The 24,141-nt window shown below is 73.5% G+C and carries 20 protein-coding genes; 8 read left to right on the plus strand and 12 right to left on the minus strand.

Annotated features, from left to right (window positions below; genetic code table 11):
• Positions 1-355 precede the first annotated feature (355 nt).
• Genes ACIBM5_RS09795 through ACIBM5_RS09805 form a run of 3 tightly spaced genes read right to left on the minus strand, consistent with a single transcriptional unit; the run spans position 356 to position 3,542 of the window.
• Positions 356-1,465: an XdhC family protein gene (locus tag ACIBM5_RS09795; RefSeq protein ID WP_396006300.1), complete on the minus strand. Its 1,110-nt coding sequence runs from the start codon at positions 1,463-1,465 to the stop codon at positions 356-358.
• Positions 1,466-1,471: 6 nt separating this feature from the next.
• Positions 1,472-2,638 (minus strand): VWA domain-containing protein, encoded by a 1,167-nt coding sequence (locus tag ACIBM5_RS09800; protein ID WP_396006301.1) that lies wholly within the window; start codon positions 2,636-2,638, stop codon positions 1,472-1,474.
• 1 nt (position 2,639) lies between these two features.
• On the minus strand, positions 2,640-3,542 hold the full coding sequence (locus tag ACIBM5_RS09805; protein WP_396006302.1) for an AAA family ATPase: 903 nt from the start codon (positions 3,540-3,542) through the stop codon (positions 2,640-2,642).
• A gap of 262 nt (positions 3,543-3,804) precedes the next feature.
• On the opposite strand from ACIBM5_RS09805, the gene ACIBM5_RS09810 reads away from it, so the two are divergent.
• A complete protein-coding gene (locus ACIBM5_RS09810) occupies positions 3,805-5,079 on the plus strand; it encodes a sensor histidine kinase (RefSeq protein WP_396006303.1) in 1,275 nt (424 codons plus the stop codon).
• 36 nt (positions 5,080-5,115) lie between these two features.
• The gene (locus tag ACIBM5_RS09815) at positions 5,116-5,790 is read left to right on the plus strand and encodes a response regulator (RefSeq protein WP_396006304.1); all 675 of its coding nucleotides are present in this window, start codon (positions 5,116-5,118) and stop codon (positions 5,788-5,790) included.
• Between the two features lie 31 nt (positions 5,791-5,821).
• On the opposite strand, the gene ACIBM5_RS09820 is transcribed toward ACIBM5_RS09815, so the two are convergent.
• Both ACIBM5_RS09820 and ACIBM5_RS09825 read right to left on the minus strand, forming a co-directional pair.
• Positions 5,822-6,586, minus strand: a complete 765-nt coding sequence (locus tag ACIBM5_RS09820) for a nucleotidyl transferase AbiEii/AbiGii toxin family protein (RefSeq protein ID WP_396006306.1) — start codon at positions 6,584-6,586, stop codon at positions 5,822-5,824.
• 339 nt (positions 6,587-6,925) lie between these two features.
• Positions 6,926-8,245, minus strand: a complete 1,320-nt coding sequence (locus tag ACIBM5_RS09825; protein ID WP_396006307.1) for an aromatic acid exporter family protein — start codon at positions 8,243-8,245, stop codon at positions 6,926-6,928.
• 151 nt (positions 8,246-8,396) lie between these two features.
• On the opposite strand from ACIBM5_RS09825, the gene ACIBM5_RS09830 reads away from it, so the two are divergent.
• Positions 8,397-8,555, plus strand: a complete 159-nt coding sequence (locus tag ACIBM5_RS09830) for a hypothetical protein (protein ID WP_396006309.1) — start codon at positions 8,397-8,399, stop codon at positions 8,553-8,555.
• A gap of 135 nt (positions 8,556-8,690) precedes the next feature.
• Here ACIBM5_RS09830 and ACIBM5_RS09835 read toward each other — a convergent pair whose 3' ends face one another.
• Positions 8,691-9,866 (minus strand): serine hydrolase domain-containing protein, encoded by a 1,176-nt coding sequence (locus ACIBM5_RS09835; RefSeq protein ID WP_396006310.1) that lies wholly within the window; start codon positions 9,864-9,866, stop codon positions 8,691-8,693.
• Positions 9,867-10,205: 339 nt separating this feature from the next.
• Here ACIBM5_RS09835 and ACIBM5_RS09840 point away from each other — a divergent pair, with 339 nt between their 5' ends.
• A complete protein-coding gene (locus ACIBM5_RS09840) occupies positions 10,206-10,490 on the plus strand; it encodes a hypothetical protein (protein WP_396006312.1) in 285 nt (94 codons plus the stop codon).
• Between the two features lie 50 nt (positions 10,491-10,540).
• Here the strand turns inward: ACIBM5_RS09840 and lanL are convergent, their stop codons facing one another.
• Positions 10,541-13,129 (minus strand): class IV lanthionine synthetase LanL, encoded by a 2,589-nt coding sequence (gene lanL, locus ACIBM5_RS09845; RefSeq protein WP_396006313.1) that lies wholly within the window; start codon positions 13,127-13,129, stop codon positions 10,541-10,543.
• A 236-nt stretch (positions 13,130-13,365) separates the two neighbouring features.
• On the minus strand, positions 13,366-13,536 hold the full coding sequence (locus tag ACIBM5_RS09850; protein ID WP_391583840.1) for an SflA family class IV lanthipeptide: 171 nt from the start codon (positions 13,534-13,536) through the stop codon (positions 13,366-13,368).
• A gap of 428 nt (positions 13,537-13,964) precedes the next feature.
• Between ACIBM5_RS09850 and ACIBM5_RS09855 the strand changes: the two genes are divergently transcribed.
• Together ACIBM5_RS09855 and ACIBM5_RS09860 are read left to right on the plus strand one after the other, a co-directional pair.
• Positions 13,965-16,736 carry an AAA family ATPase gene (locus ACIBM5_RS09855; RefSeq protein ID WP_396006315.1) on the plus strand — a complete coding sequence of 924 codons (2,772 nt, stop codon included), beginning with the start codon at positions 13,965-13,967 and terminating at the stop codon, positions 16,734-16,736.
• A gap of 190 nt (positions 16,737-16,926) precedes the next feature.
• Positions 16,927-17,748, plus strand: a complete 822-nt coding sequence (locus tag ACIBM5_RS09860) for a phosphatase (protein ID WP_396006316.1) — start codon at positions 16,927-16,929, stop codon at positions 17,746-17,748.
• 206 nt (positions 17,749-17,954) lie between these two features.
• On the opposite strand, the gene ACIBM5_RS09865 is transcribed toward ACIBM5_RS09860, so the two are convergent.
• Positions 17,955-18,383 (minus strand): DUF5997 family protein, encoded by a 429-nt coding sequence (locus ACIBM5_RS09865; RefSeq protein WP_396006317.1) that lies wholly within the window; start codon positions 18,381-18,383, stop codon positions 17,955-17,957.
• 58 nt (positions 18,384-18,441) lie between these two features.
• Here ACIBM5_RS09865 and ACIBM5_RS09870 point away from each other — a divergent pair, with 58 nt between their 5' ends.
• Positions 18,442-19,221 carry a LysR family substrate-binding domain-containing protein gene (locus ACIBM5_RS09870; RefSeq protein ID WP_396006318.1) on the plus strand — a complete coding sequence of 260 codons (780 nt, stop codon included), beginning with the start codon at positions 18,442-18,444 and terminating at the stop codon, positions 19,219-19,221.
• A 48-nt stretch (positions 19,222-19,269) separates the two neighbouring features.
• On the opposite strand, the gene ACIBM5_RS09875 is transcribed toward ACIBM5_RS09870, so the two are convergent.
• From ACIBM5_RS09875 to ACIBM5_RS09885, 3 genes are all read right to left on the minus strand, one after another.
• Positions 19,270-20,613, minus strand: coding sequence for an MFS transporter (locus ACIBM5_RS09875; RefSeq protein WP_396006319.1), 1,344 nt, complete (start codon positions 20,611-20,613; stop codon positions 19,270-19,272).
• 207 nt (positions 20,614-20,820) lie between these two features.
• A complete protein-coding gene (locus ACIBM5_RS09880) occupies positions 20,821-21,468 on the minus strand; it encodes a hemerythrin domain-containing protein (RefSeq protein ID WP_396006320.1) in 648 nt (215 codons plus the stop codon).
• 64 nt (positions 21,469-21,532) lie between these two features.
• Positions 21,533-23,188 (minus strand): cytochrome bc complex cytochrome b subunit, encoded by a 1,656-nt coding sequence (locus tag ACIBM5_RS09885; RefSeq protein WP_396006321.1) that lies wholly within the window; start codon positions 23,186-23,188, stop codon positions 21,533-21,535.
• A 332-nt stretch (positions 23,189-23,520) separates the two neighbouring features.
• Between ACIBM5_RS09885 and ACIBM5_RS09890 the strand changes: the two genes are divergently transcribed.
• A complete protein-coding gene (locus ACIBM5_RS09890) occupies positions 23,521-24,039 on the plus strand; it encodes an LAETG motif-containing sortase-dependent surface protein (RefSeq protein WP_396006322.1) in 519 nt (172 codons plus the stop codon).
• The last annotated feature ends 102 nt before the right edge of the window (positions 24,040-24,141 follow it).

Raw genomic sequence — 24,141 nt, forward strand, 5'->3', positions numbered from 1 at the left:
ATTCGCGCGGCGGGCTCCTTCGTGCGTGGCGCTTCCGCTTGGTGTGGTGTTCGGGCGCTTCCCTGACCCGCATCGTGCGCACCTCGATGGTCGAGGAACTCGACCGCGAGTATGCGCGCACCGCCGCCGGAAACGGTTTGCCGCCGAGGGGCCCAGTGGTGGACCCGAGGTGCTCGGTCGTGTGGTGCCCGGCGTGCGGTGCTCGGTCCTGCGGTGCCCGGCCTGCCCGGTCGGGTGGGTGCCGGCCTGCGCTGCTCGGCCGTGTGGTGCTCGCCCACGTGGTGCCCGGGTGGTGTTCCTCGGCCGTGTAGTGCCCGGCCCGGCCGCCCGGTCTGCGGTGCCGCGCCGCGTGGGTTCAGCGGTGGATGCGGCCGTCGGTGAGCGACAGCGGGCGCGCGGAGCCGCCGTGCCGGGCCTGGATGATCTCGGCCAGTACCGCGATCGCGGTCTCCTGCGGTGTGCGCGCACCCAGGTCCAGGCCGATCGGGGAGTGCAGCAGTGTCAGCTCGGCCTCGGTCACGCCCGCCTCGCGCAGCCGGACCAGCCGGTCCGCGTGCGCACGTCGACTGCCCATCGCGCCGACGTAGGCGACCGGCAGCCGCAGTGCCCGGACCAGCACCGGCACGTCGAACTTGGGATCGTGGGTGAGCACGCACACCGCCGTACGCCCGTCCACCCGGGTGCCCGCGAGATAGCGGTCGGGCCAGTCCACCACCAGCTCGTCGACGTCCGGAAAACGCTCCGCCGTCGCGAACACCGGGCGCGCGTCGCACACGGTCACCCGGAATCCGGCCAACGCGCCCATCCGGGCCATCGCCACCGCGTAGTCGTTGGAGCCGAACACCAGCAGGCGCGGACGCGGCACGTACGAGCGCACGAAGACGATCTCGTCCTGCCGCACGCCCAGCGCCTCGACCGGGACCAGCGCCTCGCCGTCGGCGCGGACCAGCGTGGTCCGGTCGGCCGCGAGCAGCTCGCGCAGCGCGAGCACGACCGGGCCGCTCTCCTCGTCGCCGGCGGCCTCCCGGTCCGCGCCGACCACCACCCGGGTGCCGAGCCGATCCGCGTCGGGCGTGGCGACCACGGTGGCGACCGCGAGCGATCGACCCTCGCGCAGCGCGGCGATCAGCTCGGGAAACTCCGGATATCGCGCCGGGTCGACCGGCTCGACGTACACCTCCAGCGTGCCGCCGCAGGTCAGACCCACCATCAGCGCGTCGTCGTCGCTGATGCCGTAGGCCGCGGTGCGCGGCCGGCCCTGCGCGATGACCTCCAGTGCCAGCTCGTACACCGCGCCCTCGACGCACCCGCCCGACACGCTGCCCAGCGCCACACCGTCGGCGGACACCGCCATCACCGCGCCCGCGTCGCGCGGGGCGCTGCGCAGCGTGGACACCACCGTGGCCAGCGCGAAGGTGCGCCCGTCCCGATACCACGTCTCCAGTCGGTCGAGCAGTTCACGCATCGTCGTTCACCCGGTCCGTCGCTCGTCGACCAGCAGTGCACACAATTCCTCCAGCGCCGCCAGGCTGTGCCCGGCGACAAAGTCGTCAACGTACGGCAGAGCCGCGGCCATACCGCCCGCAAGGGGTTGATACCCCTCCCGGGCCCGGTGCGGATTGACCCAGATCACCCGATGGGCGAGCCGATGCAGCCGGGCCATGCCCACCGCGAGCCGGTCCGGGTCGCCGCGCTCCCACCCGTCGGAGGCGATCACCACCACCGCGCCGCGGGCCACACCGCGCCGACCCCAGCCCGCCAGGAACGCGTGCAGCTGATCGCCGAGCCGGGTGCCCCCGCTGAAGTCGGGCACCACGGCGGACGCGGCGGCCAGCGCCCGATCCGGGTCGGTGTGGCCCAGCTCGCGGCTGATCCGGGTCAGCCGGGTACCGATGGTGAACACCTCGGTACCGCGGCGCCGACGAACCGCGGCATGGCCCAGCCGCAGCAGCGCGTCCGCGTACGGTGCCATCGAGCCGCTGACGTCGAGCAGCAGCACCAGCCGGCGCGGCCGCACGACCCGCTCGGTGTGCCGCAGCCGGTCCACCTCGCCGGTTCGCAGCGCCGCGCGCACCGTGCGGGTGCGGTCGATCCGGCCGTGTCGGGCCGGCCGTCGACGCCGGGTGCGGCGCATCGGCGCGGCCGGGCGCAGCAGCGCGAGCAGGCGGCGCAGTTCGGCGCGCCCGGCCGGATCCAGCGCGGCGATGTCGCGCCGGCGCAGGACCTCGGTGCGGTCGGCCGCGGCGACCCGGGGTTCATGCTCGGATGCGCCGGACTCCGGGGCCTGCTCGGTGCCCGGCAGGCCGACCGCGCGCTCGATGTCCACCGCGGGCCTGCGGCGGCCCGGCGGCGGTTGTTCGCAGCCGAAGTACGCGGTGAACGCGGCGTCGTAGCGGGCCAGTTCCTGCGGGCCCGAGCACAGCGCGAGCCGGCCCGCCCAGTACGTGCCCGCCCGCCCGTCGGCGCCCAGCTCGGCCGCGGCGGCCAGGAAGACCTGCACCCGCCCGGGGTCGGCCGCGACGCCGGCGGCCCGGACCGTGCGGGCGAAGGCGACCAGGGTCTCCACCCCGTCGCGGCGCGTCGGCGCGGCCGCGGCGGCACGCACCGTGGCGGCGTCGAGCGGGCGGGGCGAGGCCATCTCAGTCGCCCGCCGCGAGCAGCCGGCCGAGCCCGGCCGTGTGCACCGCGTCCAGGTCCTCGCGATGCTTGAGCACCGTGCCCAGGGTGCGTGCCGCGCTGTCCGGGTCCAGGTCGCGCACGCCCAGCACGAGCAGTGCGCAGGCCCAGTCCAGCGTCTCGGACACACCGGGCGGCTTGACCAGGTCGGTCGCGCGCAGCCGGTTGACGGCGCGGACCACGTCCTCGGCCAGTCGGGCGCTCACCTCGGGCAGCCGGCGGCGCACGATCGCCACCTCGTGCGCGTGGTCGGGGTGGTCGAGCCAGTGGTAGAGGCAGCGCCGCTTGAGCGCGTCGTGCAGTTCGCGGGTGCGGTTGGACGTCAACACCACCAGCGGCGGCACCTTCGCGGCGATCCGGCCCAGTTCGGGCACGGTCACCGCGAAATCGGACAGCACCTCCAGGAGGAACGCGTCGAACTCGTCGTCGGCCCGATCCACCTCGTCCACGAGCAGCACCGCCGGTGCCGCCTCGATCGCCCGCAGCACCGGCCGGGCGATCAGGTAGCGCCGGTCGTACAGCCCGGCCTCCAGGGTCGCGGCATCGGTCTCGCCCGCCGCGCCGGCCGCCCGCAGATGCAACATCTGACGCGGGAAGTCCCAGTCGTACAGCGCCTGCGAGGCGTCCAGGCCCTCGTAGCACTGGAGCCGGAAGAGCGGTACGCGAAACGCGTCCGACAGGGCCTGGGCGAGTGCGGTCTTGCCCACCCCGGGTTCGCCCTCCACCAGCAGCGGCCGGCCCATCCGCAGCGCGAGCCAGGCGGCGGTGCCGATGCCGTCCCCGGCCAGGTAGTCCACGCCGTCCAGCCGGGCGACCACAGCCTCGGGCCCGTCGACGTCCTCGCCGTCCCACCACGCCTCCGCCACGGCACACCTTTCGACACGCGTACGGCCCGGCCCGTCCGGGACGGGCGATCGGTGTTCAGTACATGCTGTGCAGGCCGCGTGCACGACGGCAACATCTGCCAAAGCACGGCGCGATCCCTGCACAACCGTGCCGGGGCGGTCCGGTGGGGCGCCGGATGTGTCCGGCGGCGTCCGGGTCCGTCGCCGTCTACAACCAGCGTGGTAGACGCGGGTGGACCGTGGGTTTGACGACCGACCCGCGATTGCGGGCTACGCTGCGCCGATGCGGGCGCGAACGCTGTGGAGTAGGCAGGCCTTCATCCTTCCGCCGATCGTGGTGGACGCGATCCTGGCGTTGTCCTACATCGTGGTCAGCCTGCTGCTGGCCCGCGAGGATCCCACCGGAAATTGGCGCAGGACCGACACGTGCGGCTTCGTGCTGATCGTGGTGATCAACCTGCCGCTGATCCTGCGCCGACGCGCTCCGATCCCGGTCCTGCTGGCCGTGCTCACCCTCCAGGTCTGGTACATCGCCCTGGGCTACTGGCCGGTGGTGAACTCCCTCGGCACGCTGATGGCGATCTACACCGTCGCCGCGCACCGTCCGGTCCGGGTCCTGCTCTGGTGCGTGCCGGCGGTGAGCGCGACCTGGCTGTACGCCGGACTGGCCGCGGACGGCGGCTCGATGGCCACCGTCGTCGCCCAGGCCCTGGTCATCCCGCCGGGGATCTGCTGGTTCGGCATCGCGGCCCGGCGGCTGGGCGAACGCAACGCGCAGTACGCGGTGTTGACGGCCCGGCTGGCCCGCGAGCAGGAGGCTCGGGCCCGGCGCGCGGTGACCGACGAACGGGTGCGCATCGCCCGCGAGTTGCACGACGTGGTCGCCCACCACGTGTCGGTGATCTCGGTGCAGGCGGGCCTGGCCGAGTATGTGCTCACCTCCGATCCGCCCACCGCCGAGGCGGCGTTGCGCACGATCGGCGAGACCACGCGCGAGACGCTGGACGAGATGCGCCGGATGTTGATGCTGCTGCGGGCGGACGGCGAGGAGACGAACCCGGACGATGCGCCACCGGACGCCGCGCGCGGGCGGACCGCCGACGATCGGCTGGATCCGGCGCCGGGTCTGGCCCGGTTGCACGAGGTGGTGCGCCGGATCCGGGCGGCGGGAGTCGACGTGCGACGCCGGACGGTGGGCATCGAGCGCCCGTTGTCGCCGGGCATCGAGTTGTGCGCGTACCGGATCGTCCAGGAGGCCCTGACCAACGTGCTCAAACACGCCCGAACCGCCCGGGTGGACCTTTTGGTGGACTATGGGCCGCACCACTTGCGCATCACCGTGACCGACGACGGCGGCGAGGGGCCGATAGTCGCACCGCACGGTTCGGATCCGGGCACAATCGGTGGGGTGGCGGCGCACGGGTTGATCGGCATGTCCGAGCGCGCCAAGCTCTACGGCGGGACGCTCGTTGCGGGACGGCGACCCGAAGGGGGATTCGAGGTCGTCCTCGTCCTGCCGATCCCGGCCGAGCCCGTCGGGAGCGCGGGGGACGTCTAGGCCGCCTCGTACCGACGTGACGGAAGGAACGACGGGGTGACCAAGGTATTGGTGGTCGACGACCAGGTCTTGATCCGGGCGGGACTGGCCGCGTTGTTACGCGCGGCCCCGGGTATCGAGGTGGTCGGGGAGGCATCCGACGGGGCCGAGGCCGTCGACATGGCCGCCAAGTTGCGGCCCGAGTTGATCCTGATGGACATCCGGATGCCCGGGGTGAGCGGCGTGGTCGCCACCGAACGCATCCTGGCCGCCGCCGAGGGCACTCCGCCTCGGATCGTGGTGCTGACCACGTTCGATCTGGACGAGTACGTCTATGCCGCGCTGCGGGCCGGCGCGTCCGGGTTCCTGCTCAAGGAGATCGGCCCGCAGCGATTGTTGGCCGCGATCGATGCGGTGATGGCCGGCGACATGCTCTTCGCGCCCAGTGTCACCCGGCGGTTGATCGAGACCTACGTCTCGTTCGCCGACGCGGCCGGCGGCGGCGACGTGCCGCCCGACCTGGAGGCGTTGACCGGACGGGAGTTGGAGGTGCTGCGCCTGGTCGGCAGGGGCATGGCCAACAACGAGATCGCCGGCACGCTGGTGGTCACCGAGTCGACGGTCAAGACCCACTTCAACCGCGCGCTGGCCAAGCTGAACCTCTCCAGCCGGGCCCAGGCGGTGGTGTTGGCCTACGAGACCGGCCTGGTCACACCCGGCGGCCGGCGCTGATCGACGGACCCGGCGGCTGCGACGGCCCGGGTCACCCGGGTCCGTCGCCGGACGGTCGCTCCGTCGGGGCCGCCGGCCCCGTGGACTGCGCCAACGCTGCCAGCCTGGCGAGCACCTTCGGGTCGAGCGCGGCGGCGATCGGGCGGCTGTGCCGGGCGGAGAGTTCGGTGAATCGCTCCTGGAACCAGGCGCGGACGGCGGCGACTCGCGCGGTCGGCGCGCCGAACCGGGTGAACTCGACCTCCTCGCGCTCGGTGACGTGCTTGAACGCGGTCAGGAAGTCCTCGGCACGCAGCTCCGGATCGTGTGCCAGGGCCAGGTCGATCAGCCGGTCGGGGTCGTAGCGGTCGGCGAGCGCGAAGACGTCGAAGGCGTCCCGCACCTCCGAGCGCAGGACCAGGGTGACCAGCTTGGCCGCGGCGAGGTCGTCGGGATGCAGCACCGGAACGCCGGCCACGACGGCGGGCTCGTGGGTGCGGGGCGCGACGTGCAGGGTGAGCGGCGTGCCGTGCCCGGCCCCGGCGGGCCGCACGTTCAGCCGCACGAACGCCTTGCCGGTGGCCCTGCCGTCGACGGAGACGCGGCACCCCTGCTCGGTCAGGGCCGCGGCGATCGCGGTGCGGGCGGCGGTGAGCCTCCCGGCGTCGCGGGTGGCGAGGGCGAAGTCGACGCCGTCACCGTCCCGGTCCGACAGGCCGTGCCGGCGCAGGCCTCGGACACCGGCCAGCGCGAGGCCGAACGGCTCGCCGGCCGCCGCGACGGTGTGGATGAGCTGTTCTTCGGGGTTGTGCCGCACGGTGTCCGGTCCTTGGCTTCGGGGCTTCACAGGGTACGTGTGCCCCGGCGGCCCGGGCCGGCGCGGCGTCCGGACGCGACTACGCCGGGGGTTGACCCGTCTCGGTTCGGCTACCGCGCCGGTTGCAGCCACCCCTCCACCCGGGACGGGATGCCGCCGCGGAGCCGGGCTGCTTGGCTGGACCCACGGCGGTTCGCCGGGCCCGCCCCGGACACCCGGCACCCCCGCCACTCGGCATGAGCTCGTACACGGGGGTGAGCTCAGGTCGTGCCCAGGGGTGGCCGGTGCGGGGCTCGCGCACCGGCCGGCCGTACCCGACCGCTCGTCCGCCGGGATGCGTCACCGGCGCCGGCGCAGCGTGTGTCGGTGCAACCGGCGCGGAACCCGCAGCAGCCGGTCGGTGGGCGCCACGGCCCGGCGGATGCGTGCGCGCACCGCCGGACCGGGCCGGGCGACCGCGGCCCGCAGCCGGCGCTCCGCGGCGAGCCGCCGGCGGCGCTCGTCGATCCGCTGGGCCAGGTCACCCGGGGTGCCCGCGGGCCGGGTCTCGTCGACGAGCTTGTCGATCGCGGTCAGCAGGCTGCCGTACAACTCCCAGCGGTCCGGGTTCTCGATCGAGTCGGCGAGCAGGATCGCCTCGGTGCGCGAGCGGTCCGCGTCGGCCTCGGCCAGCCGGTCGCGCAGCCTGTCCTCGGCCCGGGCGGAGTCCTCCGGGAGATCCTGACCGTGCAGCACCACCAGGTGGCTGTACGCGGCGAACAGCGCGGCCAGCGAGCGGAACAGGCTGCGCAGCGACTGCACGGTGGCCAACGGGATCTCGGCGTAGGCCGGCTCGCCCCGCTCGCCCCGCGCATACAGACCGCCCAGCGCCCGGCACGCCATGCGCAGCGCCACCGCGCTGATCTCGGCGGTGTCCAGACCGCTGCGCAGGGCGAGCACACGCACCGTGGCCCGTCGGCCGCGCGGATTGAACCGGGTGCCCTCCTCGGCGGTGGACAGCGTCGCGTCCACCCGCACGATGTCCCGGTCGATCCGGCGAGCCTCCTCCAACCAGCCGTGCGCCCGGTCGTGGCCGAGGTCGTCGTCGAGTTCCCCGGCCATGGTGTCCAGGAGCCGGATCAGCGCGTCGAAGGCGGACAACACCGCCTCGTTCGCGGGCCGCACGTGCACCGGCGGCGCCAACACCAGGGAGAACACCATGCCGACGGCCGCGCCGATCAGGGTCTCCGCAACCCGGTCCCACGCGGTGTCCGCGACCTGGCTGACGCCGAGCACGATCATCGCGCTGATCGCCACCTCGTTGATCGAGTCGCCGAGCCGGATCAGGTGCCCCAGACCGAGCGAGGCCAACAGCAGCAGGGTCAGACTCCACCAGTTGAGCCCGACGGCCTCGCTGAACAGCACCGCGATCAGGACCCCCGAGACCACGCTGGCCACCCGCTGGGCACCGGTGGTGAAGGTCGCGTACGAGGTGACCTGGACGACCAGGAGCGCGGTGAGCGGGGCCAGGATCGGCTGTGGATCGGCGCCGGCCAGGAACAGCGCGGCGACGTAGGAGGTCACCGCCGCCACGGTGGTGCGCAGGACCTGGGCGATCAGTGAGGTCTCGCTCTCCTTGACCCTGGACAGCGCCGCGGCGAGATCGACTTCCGACGGCATGCGGCTCCTTTCTTCTCTCCCCGGACTCCGGTGGGCCTCGGAGCTTTCGGGTGGCCCTCGGGACCCTCGGGCGGGCACATCTCCCTCGTATGCCCTGTTCGGGACTCGCACACCACGCGCTTCACGATCACCGAAGCAATCGGGACGTGAAATGTCCCGGGTCGCATGCGGGGTGAGCACGCTGGTGCGCCGGGCCGAACTCGTCTACCGGCGTGAACTCGCCGGGCGCACACTCGCCGACGCCCTCGCGGCGGCCTCGCCGACGGCGGCGGAGCGGGCCCGGCGCAGATATGCCCGCATGGCCGGCTGAGCCGATCGCGTCGGGCCTTCCGCAACGCCGCCACTCTCTTCGGGGGTGACCGCCGGCCCCTCGCCGGGTCGGGAAGGGGACCGTCCGGCCCGGTGCGTCCGCGCACCCGGCCGGACGGTCCCCCTCAGCTGCGGTTCAGCGGCACAGGGCCGTGTTCACGACGCTGTCGACACGCTCCCTGGCTGCCTCGCCGGACAGTTGCATGGTCACCGCGACGTTGACGGCGCGGCCGTCGTCGGTGGCTCCGCCCCGGGTCTCGTAGCCCGGGAAGCTGCCGCCGTGGCCCCAGTAGAGGCGGCCGTCCGCACACGGCAGCGGCTTGCTCACGAGCCCCAGGCCGTAGCGGGCACCGGGGCCGAAGGTGGCTTCGGCGGGAACGGTGGTGCGCATCTGGGCGAGTTGGGCCGGCGGGAGGAGTCGGCCGGCCAGGAGCGCGGTGTAGAACCGGTTGAGGTCGGAGTTGGTGGAGATCAGCTGACCTGCCGCCCAGCCCCAGGACGGGTCGATCTCCGTGATGTCGCGCAGCGGCGCGCCGGGCGCATCGCGGTAGTAGCCCTTGGGGTGGGGCTCTCGGATCGTGGCATCACCGGGGGCGGGGAAGTAGGTGTGCCGCAGCCCGATGCGCTTGATGATGCGCCGGTCCATCTCCTGGGCGAGGGACCGGCCGGTGACCTTCTCGACGATCAGGCCGGCCAGTACGTAATTCGTGTTGCTGTACGCCCACTTCTTCCCGGGGGCGAAGTCGGCCTTGTACCGGAGGGCGATGTCGACGAGTTCGCGGGGCGCGAAGTATCGGATCTCCTCGCCGAGATGGTCGCTGTAGTTGGGCAGACCGCTGGTCTGCTGCAACAGGTGACGGATCGTGATGTGGCGTCCGTCGATTTCCTCCCCGCGGACCAGACCCGGGAGGTAGTCGTCGATCTTGGCATCGAGGTCGATCCGGCCTTCGCCGACCAGTTGCAGCACGACCACCGCGGTGAACGCCTTGGTATTGCTGCCGATTCGCACCTGACCGTCCTCCGGCACCGGCGCGCCGGTGGCCGCGTCGCCCACCCCGGCGGTGTAGGTACGGGTGTGGCCGGAACGGTCCCGGACACTCGCCAGCCCGGCGGGCAGGTCGTCGGAGCGCACCAGCGCGCTCAGGCTCTGCCGGACGCCGTCCGGCCTGCCGCCGGCATATGCCGAGGGCGGTACCAGGACCCCCATCGCGATCACGCCGACTGCCATCGCGGCGGCGACCGGCGCGACCTTGCGCCGACCGTCCCTCGTCTGCCCGGAAGAACGAAACCTCTGCCATGCCTGCTGTCGCACGAGCCGAACTCCTACGGAATCTCTGGGGAACCAGCGGGATTTGCCGGACCCAGCATCTCGGGATGCGACCGCCCGGGACGAGCGTGCCACCCGGCCGCTCCGGGTAGTGCTAACCCCCCGGTACGGTCGGCCGGTGTACGTCCGTCGTCAGCCCCGGTTCGATGCGATCGCGGTGTGTGCCGCCGGGCGGCAGGGTGTCACGGTGTCGCCCGCACAGGTCCTCGGACACTGCCCGGACCCGGGACTCGTGCGCACGGCCCGGTTGCGTGGCCTGTGCGACGGGCCAGGATGGAAGTGGTGCCATCCCACTGGTGACATCGGCACGTCTGGAGGACCGTCATGGCCATTCTCATGCAGATCGATCTGACGGGGGTCGACACGGAGAAGTACGACAAGCTCTCCGCGCGGGTGCAGTCCGGCGAGATTCCGGCGACGGGATGTCTGGCCCACGTGGCGATCGCGACGGGCGACGGCGTACGCGTCATCGACCTGTGGGAGTCGCAGGCGGCGATGGAAGCGTTCACCGCCCGCCTGATGCCGGTGGCCGAGGAACTGGGCTTCCCGCCGAGTCCGACCCCGCCGCTGATCAACGAGGTGCACGGCTACTGGGTCCCCGGGACGTAGCGGAACCGGATTCCCGGCAGGCAGACCTCCATCGGTCCCGAGCACACCGGTCACAGGCCCCGCGGCGGCCCGACGAGGCGCTCGCCGCCCCGGTCGCATACCCGGCGCAGCAGGGACAACACGCCCGTGCCGCCCGTGGCCCAGCCGGGATCGGTGCCGGTGAGCGTGTTGTCCGGGAACAGCGGACGCCGGAGCGTGCCGCCGCTGCGGGTCAGGATCAGGGCCACCACGTCCTCGGCGGCCCGCCAGTGTGCGTCGTCGTCGGTGGCGAGTGCGGCGTCCACGAGCAGTTCGCCGACTCCGGACAGGCCGCAGCACTGCGACACCAGGCTCATCCTCGGTGCGAGCGCATGACACAACCGGGCGCAGCGCAGGCCGAGTTCGAGCAGTTCGGGATCTCGCGCGGGCGAGCCCGCCGCGATCAGCACGGTACCGATCCCGGCCATGCCCCGACACCAGGACCCGAAGTGCCGGGCGGCGCCCGGGCGCGCCGCCGAAGCCAGCAACTCCGGTGTGCGTGCGGCGAGTCGATCCAGACCCGCCCGGGCGGCGCGGGCGATCGCCGGATCGGCGCCGGCGTCCCCGCAGCTGGTGAGGGCATGCAGGAAATGCACGATGCCGGCGCTGCCGTGGGCGTAGCCGTGCGCGTAGGCCGCGCGGGAGGAGGCCGGTGGCAGGTCGAGTTCGGGGTGCTCCGGGTCGTGCGGGCGGTCCAGGAGTGACTGGGCGCAGGAGTGTGCCGCGGCCAGGTGTTCGGCGGCCTGCGCGGTGCGACCTGCCGCCTGCGCCTGCCGGGCGAGCAGCAGTCGGCCCGTTCCGGCGCCCGCCGCGCCGCCGATCTGGTCGCCGGTGTCGTCGTACGGCAGCGGCTCGGCGGAAAGGGCCGGCCGCGGGATGTCGGCGTCCGGCAGCGTGGCCGCGCCGCACAGGAACAGCTCGACCCCGGTCCGGCCGGTGTACAACGCACCGGAGAGCGCATCCAGTTCGGGGTGTGTCGCGGTGCGCCGGGCCAGCCCGGCCACCGCTTCCGGCACCCCCGGCCGGTCGATGTGCCGCAGCAGTTCCAGGCCCACTCCGGCCGCGCCCGCGTAGAGCGTCAGCGTCGATCCGGGCCGCGGACCCGACCCGGTGGGCAGGTCGGCGGCGGTGCGTACGCAGTCGGCCACGGTGTGCGCGATCACGTCGTCCAGGAGGCCGGCGGTGATTCGCGGCGGCGCCGGCAACCGCCGTCCGCGCGGCGGTTCGGGCAGGCCGGCCCGCAGCCGCCGGGCGCAGTCGATCCGCTCGGCCCGATCGAGGTCCAGGAGCCCGGCGACCAGCGCCCGGACCGGTCGGTGGGTGGCGCCCGGCAGCGCGGCGGCCAGGCAGGCCAGGGTGCGGTCGCGGCCGACGGCCGGGTCGGGATCGACGATCACCGGATCCATGCCGGTCAGTGCGTAGTGCAGGGTCGCGCCCAGCGCGTACAGGTCGTCGGCGGGGTCGGGCGGGTCGTCGGTCGAGCCCGTGGCCGGGGTGTAGCCGGGGGTGCCGCCCGCCGGGCGGTGGGCGCCCAGCGCGCTGATGCCGAAGTCGACCACCCGGCAGGTGCCGTCCGTGTCGAGGACCACGTTGCCCGGTTTGAGGTCGCGCATCACCACGCCCCGGGCGTGCATCCCGTCCAGTACCGCGAGCAGTCGGCGGGCCAGCACGCTCACCCGGCGCCCGGGCCGGGCATCGCCCGGATAGGGGCCGTGCGTCTGCACGTCGCGGCGCAGGTCCGCGGGGCCGCAGTCGGTGGTGACCAGGTACTCGTCCTCGCCGTGGCGCACATGGTCGACCACCCGCGGCACGCCCTCCAGGTCGGCCAGGGTCGCCAGCACGGCGCGCTCGTGCCGCAACCGGCCCCGGGCGTCCACCCCGTCGCCGTCCTCGCCCGCGTACGCCCTGGCCTGCTTGACCACCACCCGCGCGCCGGTCGTGGTGTCCGATGCGCGGTACACGTCCCCGTGCGGGGATCGGGCGATGCCCGAGGTGAGTCGGTAGCGACCGCCGACCAGACGGGCGGGTCGCCCCGAGCCGGGCGCGGGGCCGCCGAACGGGTCGGCCGCCCAAGGGGGTTGGCGGTAGCGGATGCTCGCCCGGCCGGGGAAGCGCTGTCCGTCGGGGCCGATCATCACCAACTCGGCGGCCGTGGGCCCGAGTGCGCGGAAGGGGCCGTAGCGGTAGTAGACGGGTGCGTCGGGCCGGACCCGCCGGTCGCCGAGCACGCGCGGGCCGTGGCGACCGGCCAGTACGTCGGCCAGTTCCCGGCCGAGGGCCGTCACGTCCTGTTCGCGCGGGTAGACGGTGACCGCCTTGCCGACCACCGCCGGGTCGCGTACGCCGGCGTTCAGTTCTTCCAGGACGGTGGTACTGACCGCGAACTTGGCCAGGCAGGTGTAGCGCAGCAGGACCGGAACCAGCAGATCCAGCGTCGATACGAAGTCCTCGGGGCGGGCCGAGACGTGCAACTTCCAGCCGTGGTCGAGCGCGGGCATGCGCGGGTCGAACAGGTGCAGCCAGACGTCGTCCGCGCGGCAGCGCCGATCGTGACCGGCCACCAGTGCGTCCAGTCGGGTGCGAAGGTCCTGCGCGGATCCGGCCGCAATCGACCGCACCATGTCCCCTCCCGCTTCTGCCGCTGCCCGCTTCGTCGCGGCCACGGGTGCCGCGGATGGGTCGCCGGCGGGCGCCCCGCACGCCGTGGCTCGTGCGTGCGTCGCCGCCGGGACGCGAGCCCGATCGGGTCGAGCGCTCTCCGATCGGGCCGCCGTGCGTGCCGGTGCGTCCGGACGATCGAGCGGTCCGGATCATCGGGCCCGTCCGGGTGTCACGGGGTCGGGCCGGATCCGTCGGGTCAGTTGTTCCAGTCACACCCGACGCGGGTCGTCGCGGTGGGCCAGGGCTCCGGCAGACACGCCTCGATCCGGCGGTCCGGGTTCGATTCGTCCTCGAACTCGACGGCTTCCTCTTCCACTTCGACGTCGAGCGGCCCGGCGTCGCGAATCTCCACCGTTACGGGGCTCATATCGATCCTTCCTGCAAAAAGGGCGGGTAGATCATCACACGAACCATCTGTCGTACGGTCGTTCGCGGTCGGCGTGCCCAACGGCTCCTCCGCTGGTGCGGATGAGGCGGCTGGGTCGTCGCACCGCGCCATCAGTCTCCCCGGTGGACAACGAAAGGAGAACGTGTCGAATCGGCCGGCTTATGGCGGGATTTCGCGCCGATGAACGGGAAGGGCCGGGCCCTCGGCCACACCCGGCGGGCCAGGGGCGACACACGGACCAGCCGCCACCCCCTTCCGTCGCACCCGTCGCCCCCCGGCGCCGCCGTGCCCGGCCATGTGCGGATTCGGCCCACCCCCTACGGTGATCATGTGCCCGGACCGACCGGCCGACCGACCCCGCGGGAGCCCAGGGGCGGTGCGAACCCGAACCCGGAGAGTCCGCAGTCGTGACCACACCCTCGTCCCGGGCCGGCGACGCGACGCGCGCGAGGTTGTGGGGCCGTGATGCCGAACGTGCCGCGATCGCCGCGGTGATCGAGCGGGCCCGGGCAGGCCGCGGCGCGGTCCTGGTGCTGCGCGGACCGGCCGGTATCGGCAAGTCCGCGCTGCTGGACGAGGCCGCGCACGAGGCCGCGGATGTGCGGGTGCTGCGCGTCGCGGGCGTGGAGGCCGAGGCGGGCCTGCCGTTCGCCGCGTTGCAGGCGCTGTTGCGACCGGTGGTGCATCGACTGGACACGCTGCCCGACGTGCAGGCCGCCGCGCTGCGCGGGGCGCTGGGTCTGGCCGCGGCGGGTGCGGACCGATACCTGGTCGGTTCGGCCGTGCTCGGGTTGCTCTCCGACCTGTCCCGGGAGCGGCCGCTGCTGTGCCTGATCGACGACGCGCACTGGCTGGACGCCGCCTCCGCCGAAGTGCTGTTGTTCGCGGCCCGGCGGCTGGACGCCGAGGGCGTGGGCGTGCTCTTCGCCGCCCGGGACGCACCGGAGGCCTTCGAGGCCCGTGCGCTGCCCGAGCTCGCGCCGTCCGCACTGGACCGGGACCTGGCCGACGCACTGCTCGCCGAACGGGTCCCGGACCTGACCCCGGCGCTGCGCGAGCGCATCGTCGCCGAGTCCGCCGGCAACCCGTTGGCCCTGATCGAACTCGCCGCCGGGCTCGACGCGGACGCGCGTACCGGCCGGATCGACCCGCCCGCCGCGCTGCCCGTCACCGACCGGGTCCTGGCCGAGTTCGGCGACCGGATCGACCGGCTGCCCGCGCCCGCCCGCGTGGTGTTGACCGTCGCCGCCGCCGAGGGCACCGGCGACCTGGGCACGGTGCTCCGGGCCGCGCGGACCCTGGGCGCCGGCGCCGAGGACCTCGACGCGTGCGTGGCGGCCGGCCTGCTGCGTGGCACCGCCGGCACGATCGTGTTCCGGCACCCGCTGGTGCGCTCGACCGCCTACCAGCGGGCCGACGTGGCCGGCCGGTTGGCGGTGCACCGCGCGCTGGCGGCGGCCACCGACGGCGAGCGGCGGCTGTGGCACGCGGCCGAGGGCACCGCCGGGCCGGACGAGAGTGTCGCCGCCGCGCTGGAGCGGGCCGCGGTGCACGCCCACGAACGGGGCGCGACCGGGGCCGCCGCGCCGATCCACGAATGGGCCGCCCGGCTCAGCCCGGAGCCCGCGGACCGGGCCCGGCGTACCGTCCTGGCCGCCCAGTCGGCGGTGATCGCGGGTCGCACCGAGCACGCGGCGGCGCTGGCCGAGCGGGCCTTCGCGCAGACCGAGGACCCGCTGCTGCGCGCCGGCCTGGCCATGGTTCGGGCCACCGCGGCGACCGAACGCGGCACCCCGCGCGGCGCCGCCCGACTGCTGATCGAGCACGCCCGACCGATCGCGCGCACGCACCCGGACCCGGCGCTGAGCCTGCTGACCATGGCCGCCGGCAGCGCCTGGTCCGCGGCGGAGCAGGTCGAGCTGCGCGAACTGGCCGTGCTCGCGGCCGAGTTGCCGTCCGCCTCGGGTGCGTCGGCGGACCCGGGGTCGCCGGTCGCGGCGATCACCGCGCTGGCGCACCTGGTCGACGACGGCCCGGCGCGCAGCCTGCCGGTCCTGCGGTCCTTCGTCACCGGGATACGGGCCCGTCCGCCCGGCCCGCTGCTCGTCCGGATCCTGGCCGGCACCGTCGCGGTACTGCTCGGCGACGACGACGCGGCCCTGGAACTGGCCGCCGGCGACGCGGCACGCACCCGGGCCCGCGGCCAGCTCGGCGCGCTGCCCGGCACGCTCCAGGTCCTGGCCCACGCCCAGGCGATGGCGGGCCTGGATCACGACGCGGCGGCGACCGTGGCCGAGGCGCTCACCCTCGCGCGGGACACCGGGCAGGCGCGCCGGCCGGCCCGACTCGGCGTGATCACCGCCCGGATCGCCGCCGTACGGGGTGACGAGGCCGGCTGCCGGGCGGCGCTCGCGACCGGCACCGACCGGGCCGACAGGCCCGAATTCGGCGGCGTCACCGAAGCCGCGGTCGCCGCGGACTGCGCGCTCGGGCTGCTCGACCTCACCCTGGGCCGGTACGAAACGGCGGTCCGCCGGCTGACCGACTGCACCCGCGGCCCGGCCCGGCACACCGCCGCGGCCGTGGCCGCGCAGGCCGACCTGGTCGAGGCCGCCGCCCGGGCGGGCACCCCCGAGCGCGGGCGCGAGGCGGGCGAGCGCTTCGAGGCGTGGGCCCGGGCGAGCGGGACCCCGTGGGCGATCGCGGTCGCGCTGCGCTGTCGGGCGCTGCTCGCCGACCCGGCTGCGGCGGGGGAGCGGTACGCCGAGGCGATTCGCGAACACGAGCGCGGCGGGCGGCCGTTCGAACGGGCGCGCACCGAACTGCTGTACGGCGAATGGCTGCGCCGGGCCCGCCGGCGCTCGGCCGCACGCACCCCACTGCGCGCCGCGCTCGCCGCCTTCGAGCGCCTGGCCGCGTCGCCGTGGGCCGAGCGGGCCCGGACCGAGCTGCGCGCCACCGGAGACGCGGCTCCGGCCGATACGGGGGACGCGGACGTACTGGGCCGACTGACCCCGCAGGAACTGCACATCGTGCGACTCGCCGCCGAGGGCGTGAGCAACCGGGACATCGCGGGCCGGTTGTTCCTGAGCCCGCGCACCGTCGAATACCACCTCTACAAGGCATATCCCAAGCTCGGCGTCGGCTCGCGCAGCGAACTCTCCCGGTTCCGCGGCTGAGGCCACGCGGGGCCCGGCTCGGCCCGAGCCCCGAGTCGAGCGGTCCGGCGCCCGAGGGCGATGCGCCGACCGGCTCGGCGTCCGCGGTCGAGGCGAGCAGTTCGGTGTCGGAGGCCGCGGTGCGGCCACCGGCGGCCGGTCACGGGCCCCGGTTGCCGTGGGTCTCCGACCGGGTGGGCACAATGGCCGCATGACGACGCCGAACACCCCTCCGTCCCGTGACGAGTTGCTTCGGCACCTGACGAACACCCGCATCGCCGGCGAAGTGGCCACGCCCCGGGAGGTCAACCTCCGGCACTATGTCGAACTGGTGAAGGGCAACCGGCGGTTTTGGCTGGGCCTGGACCTGGGCGATCGCTGGAAGACCGAGGACGACGTGCTCGCCGTGATGGTCGAGCGGGTGGGCGTGCATCCCGACCCCGACCACCGCACCGGCCAGGACACCATCGACCCGCGGCTCACCCTGGACGGGCTCGACCGGATGGCCGCCGTCCTGCGCGACGCCGCCGCCCGACGGTTGCGCGTGCTGCTTGCGACCGGACACCCCGGCGGCCTGCTGGACGTACACCAGGCCATCGGCCGGGCACTGCGGGCGGCCGGCGCCGAGATCCTCGACATCCCGCGCGGGCTGCACACCACCGAGGGCGACGACGACACCAGCGGCAGCGTGCGCCAGTTCGGCGACGTGGCGGTGCTGGAGCGCGGGGCCACGCTGTGGCACACCCACGCGCCGCAGCCGATGAGCGCGATCCTGGACGCCCTCGCCGCGGCCGGGCAGCCTTGGCCCGACCTGGTGGTCGCCGACCACGGCTGGGCGGGCCGCGCCGGGCAACACGGCATTCCCACCGTCGCGTTCGCCGACTGCAACGACCCGGCGCTGTTCCTCGGCGAGGCCGAGGGCACCGTCACGGTCACCGTCCCGCTCGACGACCACGTCGTGGACGCCCGGGACTACGCACCGATGACCGCCTACCTGCTCGCCACCGCCGGCCTGACTAACGACGTCGGCTGAGCGGCCTTCGGCCGCTCGGGGCCGATCGGGGCCGACCGGGGCGAGGCCCGACAGGACGCCGCACGGCCGGAGTTCGAGGTCCATGGCGGCGGCCGCCGACTCGGGCACCCCGCGGCCGTTGATCACGGTGGCGGTGGAGCCGGCCGATCCGGCCGACGCGGCGAGGGGCCGCCCGGCCCCGGGCCGGGCGACCCCCGTACGGCGGGTCAGGAGCGCGGTCGGCGCGCCTTCGCGCGGGGCTCGTCGCTCTGCTCCGCGCTCTTCTCCTTGTTCTTCTCCTTGATCCGGATCGTTTCCTTCCGGACCTCGGCCTGGGTGGCGCGCTCCTGGCGCAGCCACTCCGGACCGTCCTCCTTCAGCGCGTCGATCTGCTCGGTGGTGAGGGCGTCGGTGATGCCGCCGCGGGCGAGGCCGGCGATGGAGACACCGAGCCTGCTCGCGACGACGGGCCGCGGGTGCGGGCCGTTGCGGCGCAGTTCCCGGAGCCACTCGGGCGGGTCGGCCTGCAGCGCGTTCAACTCGTCGCGGGAGACGACACCCTCTTGGAACTCGGCGGGGGTGGCCTGGAGGTACACGCCCAGCTTCTTCGCCGCGGTCGCGGGCTTCATCGTCTGGGTGGTCTTGTGCGACGTCATGGTGTCAAGAGTAGCGACCGTGTGCGGTGCCTCCGATCATGGCCGGTAGCCTGACGTGGTGACAGGCTCGGAAGCACCCACCCCGTTCCGGCTCGCCTACGTTCCGGGAGTGACCCCCACGAAATGGGTGCGGGTCTGGAACGAGCGGCTGCCCGACGTGCCGTTGACCCTGATCGCGGTGTCCGCCGCCGACGCGGCCGACGTGTTGCGCGCGGGCGGGGCCGACGCGGGGTTGGTGCGGCTGCCGATCGAGCGGACCGACCTGAGCGCGATTCCGCTGTACGCGGAGACCACGGTGGTCGTGGTGCCCAAGGACCACGAGGTGGCGGCGATGGACGAGGTGGTCGCCGAGGACCTGGCCGACGCGCTGGTACTGCACCCCCTCGACGACACCCTGGAGTGGGAGCGGCGCCCGGGGGTGCCCGCGAAGGAACGGCCCGCGACCACGGCGGACGCGGTCGAACTGGTGGCCGCCGGGGTGGGCCTGCTCGTGGTCCCGCAGTCGCTCGCCCGCCTGCACCACCGCAAGGACCTGACCTACCGGCCGGTCACCGATGCGCCCGAGTCGCGCGTGGCGTTGGCGTGGCCGGAGGCGCGGACCACGGACCTGGTCGAGGAGTTCATCGGGATCGTCCGGGGCCGCACGGTCAACAGCTCGCGCGGCCGGACTCCGACCCCGCCGCAACCCAAGTCCGCGGCCAAGGCCAAGGCCCAGCGCCCCGACGCCTCCGGCGCCCGACGCAAGCCGGGTGCCGGCGGGTCGGCCGGGAGGGGCGCGCGCGGCGGGCCCGGCGCGAGCAAGGGCGCCAAGCGCGGCAAGCCACGCGGCCGTTCCTGACCCCGTCGCGACCCGCCGCCGGGACACGATCGATTCCGATGCCCGAACTCACGCCTCCGCGACGGCCGGCGCCGGGCGGGCGGCCGGTTCCGGCGCGCCCTCGGGGACCACGCGGAACAGGGCGATCGCACCGACCAGACTGATCGTGCACATCGCGACCAGGTACCACGTGACGCCGGTCGAGGAGTCGCCGGAGTTCAACAGCGCGGTGGAGATCGTCGGTGCCAGTCCGCCGCCGAGCACGGCGCCGAGTTGCAGGATCAGCGAGGACCCCGAGTAGCGGACGTGCACGGGGAACGTGTCGGCGATGATGCCGCCCTGCACACAGTGCGTGATCGGAATGATCAGGCCCATTCCGGCGAGGGCGAGCACCGCGAGCGCCGAATTCCCGGTGTTCAGCAGCGGGAAGAAGGCGATACACCAGGCCAGGATCGCGGCCGAACCGCCGATGAACATGGAGCGCCGGCCGTATCGGTCGGCAATTCGGGTCCACAGCGGAATGCTCACGAACCAGAGCACGGCGGCGGCCGAGATGCTCAGGATCAGGAATCGCTTCTCATAGTCGAGATGCTTGGTGCCGTAGGACAGCGTGAACACCATGAAGACATAGGCGACCGCCGAGTTGGCGACCACGGCGAGCAGGGTGAGACCGAGTCGGGGAAGACCGACCTTGAATGCCTCGGCGAGCGGGAATCGGACCACGTGGTCCTGTTCCAGGGCACGATTGAAGGATGGGGATTCGCTGACCCGCAGGCGGATCACCAGTCCGGCCGCGACCAGGATGAAACTCATCAGGAACGGGATGCGCCAGCCCCATCCGGTGAATGCGTGATCGCTCATCCCGGTACTGGCGGCGAGGAAGACCATGTTCGCCAGGACCAGTCCCGCCGGTGTTCCCATCTGCGGGAATCCCGCGTACAGGTTCCGCTTCCCGGCGGGTGCGTGCTCCATCGACATCAACGTCGCGCCGGCACCCTCGCCGCCCAGCCCGATGCCCTGGACGATGCGCAACAGGACGAGCAGGACCGGTGCCCAATAGCCGATCGTGTCGTAATTGGGAATGGCGCCGATCAGGGTCGAGCCGACGCCCATCAGCACCAGCGACACCACGAGGGTCGCCTTTCGGCCGATGCGGTCGCCGAAATGGCCGAAGACCAGCCCGCCCAGCGGTCGGGCGACGAATCCGACGGCGAGCGTGCCGAAGGACGCGAGAGTACCCGCCGCCGGGCTCAGGGAGGGGAAGAATTGTTTGTCGAAGATGAGTGCGGCAGCCGTGCCGTAGAGAAAGAAGTCGTACCATTCGAGCGTGGTCCCGGCCAATGTCGCGGCGGCCGTTCTGCCCGCGGCCTTTTCGCCGGGGTCCACGCTCTCTGTCGGAGCCGAATTACGCATGGGTGACCTATCCACTCGGGGGGCGGGCGTTCACTCCGCAAAGCCGCTGCGGCGGCCGATGTTCACAGCGCGTCAAGATGGATCCTGACCCCGGGAGACATCACATACAAATGCCGAATCCGAGGTTCGGTATATCCATGTCGGTATGACGCGTGTGCTTCCCCGAGCCCGCGACGCGGACCGGTCGGTGCGCTCGGTCGCCCGGTGTTACCAGCGGACCCGGCGGGCGTGCCCGGCGCGCAGGGCGCGGTGGGCGAGTCGCACGGCCGGCGGGAACTGGGCCCGGACGGCGGATTGCCGGTCCGGGGGGAGTCCTTCGAGGAGCCAGGACAGGAACGCCGCCCCGGGACCCGGGCCCAGCGGTTTCCGCTGGGCGATGTCGAAGTGCGCCCAGTCGCCGGGCGTGACCAGGTTCGCCACCAGCGGCAGGACGGTCGTCTCCTCGTGGTGCAGGTGCGCGGTCAACGCCGCGGCCAGCGCGGTCGCGTGCTCCAGCGTGCGACTGGCGGGCCCGCGGCCGGACAGGCAGTCGTCCACCGTGGCCACCAGCTCGGCCACCCGCCGATGTTCGTCCTCCAGTTCGACGAGCACCCGGCGCAGCCCCGGTCCGGGGCCCGCCGCGGCGAGTAGGAGGGGCCACAACACGGCGTCCTCGGCCTCGTGGTGCACGGTGAGGTACCGGCGGAAGTCCGTCCAACCGGGAGTGGCCACCGGCACGCCGGTTCGGGCCCAGCACACCAACGCGCGCAGGTCCCGGCGCAGGGCGTGGTGGACCGCGTGGATCAGGACGGGATCCACCCGCGGGTCGTGGCCGGTCCGACCGGGGCGCACGCGATGCGGGACGGTCGAGGACATGACGGGTCCCTCCTCCGAGGAGTGCGGCCGCCGGTGATCGGTCGGCTCGGGCGGCGGCGGTCCGCTACGGGTGCTCGTGGTCGCCGGCGAGTTCCCGGTATTCCTCGACGGTAGGCTTCGCGACCGGTTCGGCGAAGTACCAGTGCGACATCCTCGAACGCAGCTTCTGCGCGCGCGTGACCTTGCGGGCCACGCCGTTCTCGTCCCGGGCCGGCTCCAGCCGGTACGGCTTCGGCTGCTCGTGGGCGGTGAGCGTGTGCCGCACCCCGGCGGCCGGCGGTTCGTGGATCTCGATGAACTCGCCGTGCGGGAGCTTCTTGATCACGCCGGTCTCGCGACCGTGCAGGACCTTGTCCCGGTCGCGCCGCTGCAGACCCTTGCAGATCCGCACCGTGGCCAGGTAGGCCAGCACGGGCGCGATGAAGAACGCGAAGCGGCCGACCCAGGTGATCGTGTTGATCGACAGGTGGAAGTGGGTGGCGATCACGTCGTTGCCGCCGCAGACCCACAGCACGCCGTAGCACACGATCCAGGCGACGCCCAGACCGGTGCGGACCGGCATGTTGCGCGGGCGGTCCAGCAGGTGGTGCTCGCGCTTGTCACCGGTGATCCAGGCCTCGATCCACGGGTAGGCGCCGATCAGGGTGAACAGCACACCCGGCAGGATCACGGTCGGAATCAGCACGTTGAAGCTGAGCGTGTGGCCCCAGATGTTCCATTCCCAGTTCGGCATGATGCGCAGCGCGCCCTCCAGGAAGCCGATGTACCAGTCCGGCTGCGAGCCCGCGCTGATCTGACCCGGGTTGTAGGGACCGTACGCCCAGATCGGGTTGATCTGCACCATCCCGCCCAGCAGCGCGGTCACCCCGAACACCAGGAAGAAGAAGCCGCCGGCCTTGGCCGCGTAGACCGGCAGGAACGGCTGGCCGACCACGTTCTTCTCGCTCTTGCCCGGGCCGGCGAACTGGGTGTGCTTCTGGTACCAGACCAGGGTCAGGTGCACGGTGACCAGGCCGACCATGATCGCCGGGACGAGCAGCACGTGGATGGTGAACAGCCGGGGCACGATGTCCTCGCCCGGGAACTCCCCGCCGAACAGGAAGAACTGCAGGTAGGTGCCGACCAGCGGGATGGCCAGGATCACCCCCTCGGCGATCCGCAGACCGGTACCGGAGAGCAGGTCGTCCGGGAGCGAATAGCCGGTGAAGCCGTTGAGCATGGCCAGGATCAGCAGCAGGAAGCCGAACAGCCAGTTGATGTCCCGGGGCTTGCGGAACGCTCCGGTGAAGAAGATCCGGAACATGTGCACGAACAGGGCCGCGATGAAGATCAGCGCCGCCCAGTGGTGGATCTGGCGGATCATCAGGCCGCCGCGCGTATCGAAGCTGATCTCCAGCGTCGAGGCGTACGCCTCGGACATGTGGATGCCCTGGAGCGGTACGTAGGAGCCGTCGTAGACGACCTGCTGCATGCTCGGCTTGAAGAACAGCGTCAGGAAGACACCGGTCAACAGCAGCACGATGAAGCTGTACAGGGCGATCTCGCCGAGCATGAAGGTCCAGTGGTCCGGAAAGACCTTCCGCAGGTGGCGCTTGGCGGCGCCGTAGACGCCCAGTCGACCGTCGACGGCGTCGGCGAACCGCACGCCCGCGCCGTCCGGGACGGGCCGGTCGGTGTTTGCCCCGCCCTTGGCCGTGCGGGTCTGTTCCCCAGTGCTCATTCGCGACGTCCCTCTCGTTCGCGCGCCGTGCCGGCCGGGCCCGACCGCGGCATCCCGCGCGATCGGGCCCGGGCCGTACGCCCTCGAACATGTGACGTGTTCGGTCGGCCGGATGTGACTCGATCCGGGCCGCGCGACGGCGAATTCGGTGTGCTCCCGGTCACGTGCCGGGGTTCGGCCCGGTGCGCCGGCGACGGCATTTCCCGGGGCCGGTGAAAAAAGTTCGCCGGGATCGGGAACCCGGCGCGGGGCCGCGCGTCTGGATGTCCGTCACTCGATGGTGGCGGCCTCCGTGTACACGGCGGCCCGTTCGATGCTCGACAAGGAGAACGGTGTTCATTCCTTCCCCACGCCTCCCGCGCCGCACGACCGCCTCGCCGCACGGCGGCCGGGTCCGGGCCGGGCGCGTGCTCGGCGCCGGCCTCGTACTCGCGGCCTCCGCCGTGCTGTTGCCGCAGAGCGCGGCCATGGCCGCCGACGCCCCGCCGGCCGACCCGGCCCGCGCCGCCGATGGCCGGGGGGTTGCCCCGTCCACCCTGCCCCCGGCCGCCCGACCGCCCCAGGGCTCGGCGCCCGAGGCAAACAACCCCGCCGCCGAGCCGCCCACGGCCCGCCCCGGCGACCCGAGCGCGCCGCCGACCGTCCGGCCGGGCGAGGCGTCGGCGCCGCCGACCCCCGAAGGGCGGTCCGGCGGCAACCCGGCCACCCCGCCGACGGCGGTGCCGCCGCGTCTGGCCGAGACCGGCGGTGACGACAAGACCGCGCTGTACATCGGCGGAGCCGCGGGCCTGCTCCTGCTCGGTGGCGGTGCCGTCGTGCTCGGCCGGCGCCGCGGTCGTACCGCGACCTGATCGCGGCCCGGAACCGGGCGGGGGGGGGGGGGGGGGGGGGGGGGGGCGGCGCGCGCGGCCGCCCCCGCCCGCCCCGGGGGCGGCCCGGCCCGGCGCCCCCCC

Origin of the sequence: Embleya sp. NPDC050493 (assembly GCF_044458105.1) — a bacterium.
Lineage (GTDB): Bacteria > Actinomycetota > Actinomycetes > Streptomycetales > Streptomycetaceae > Embleya.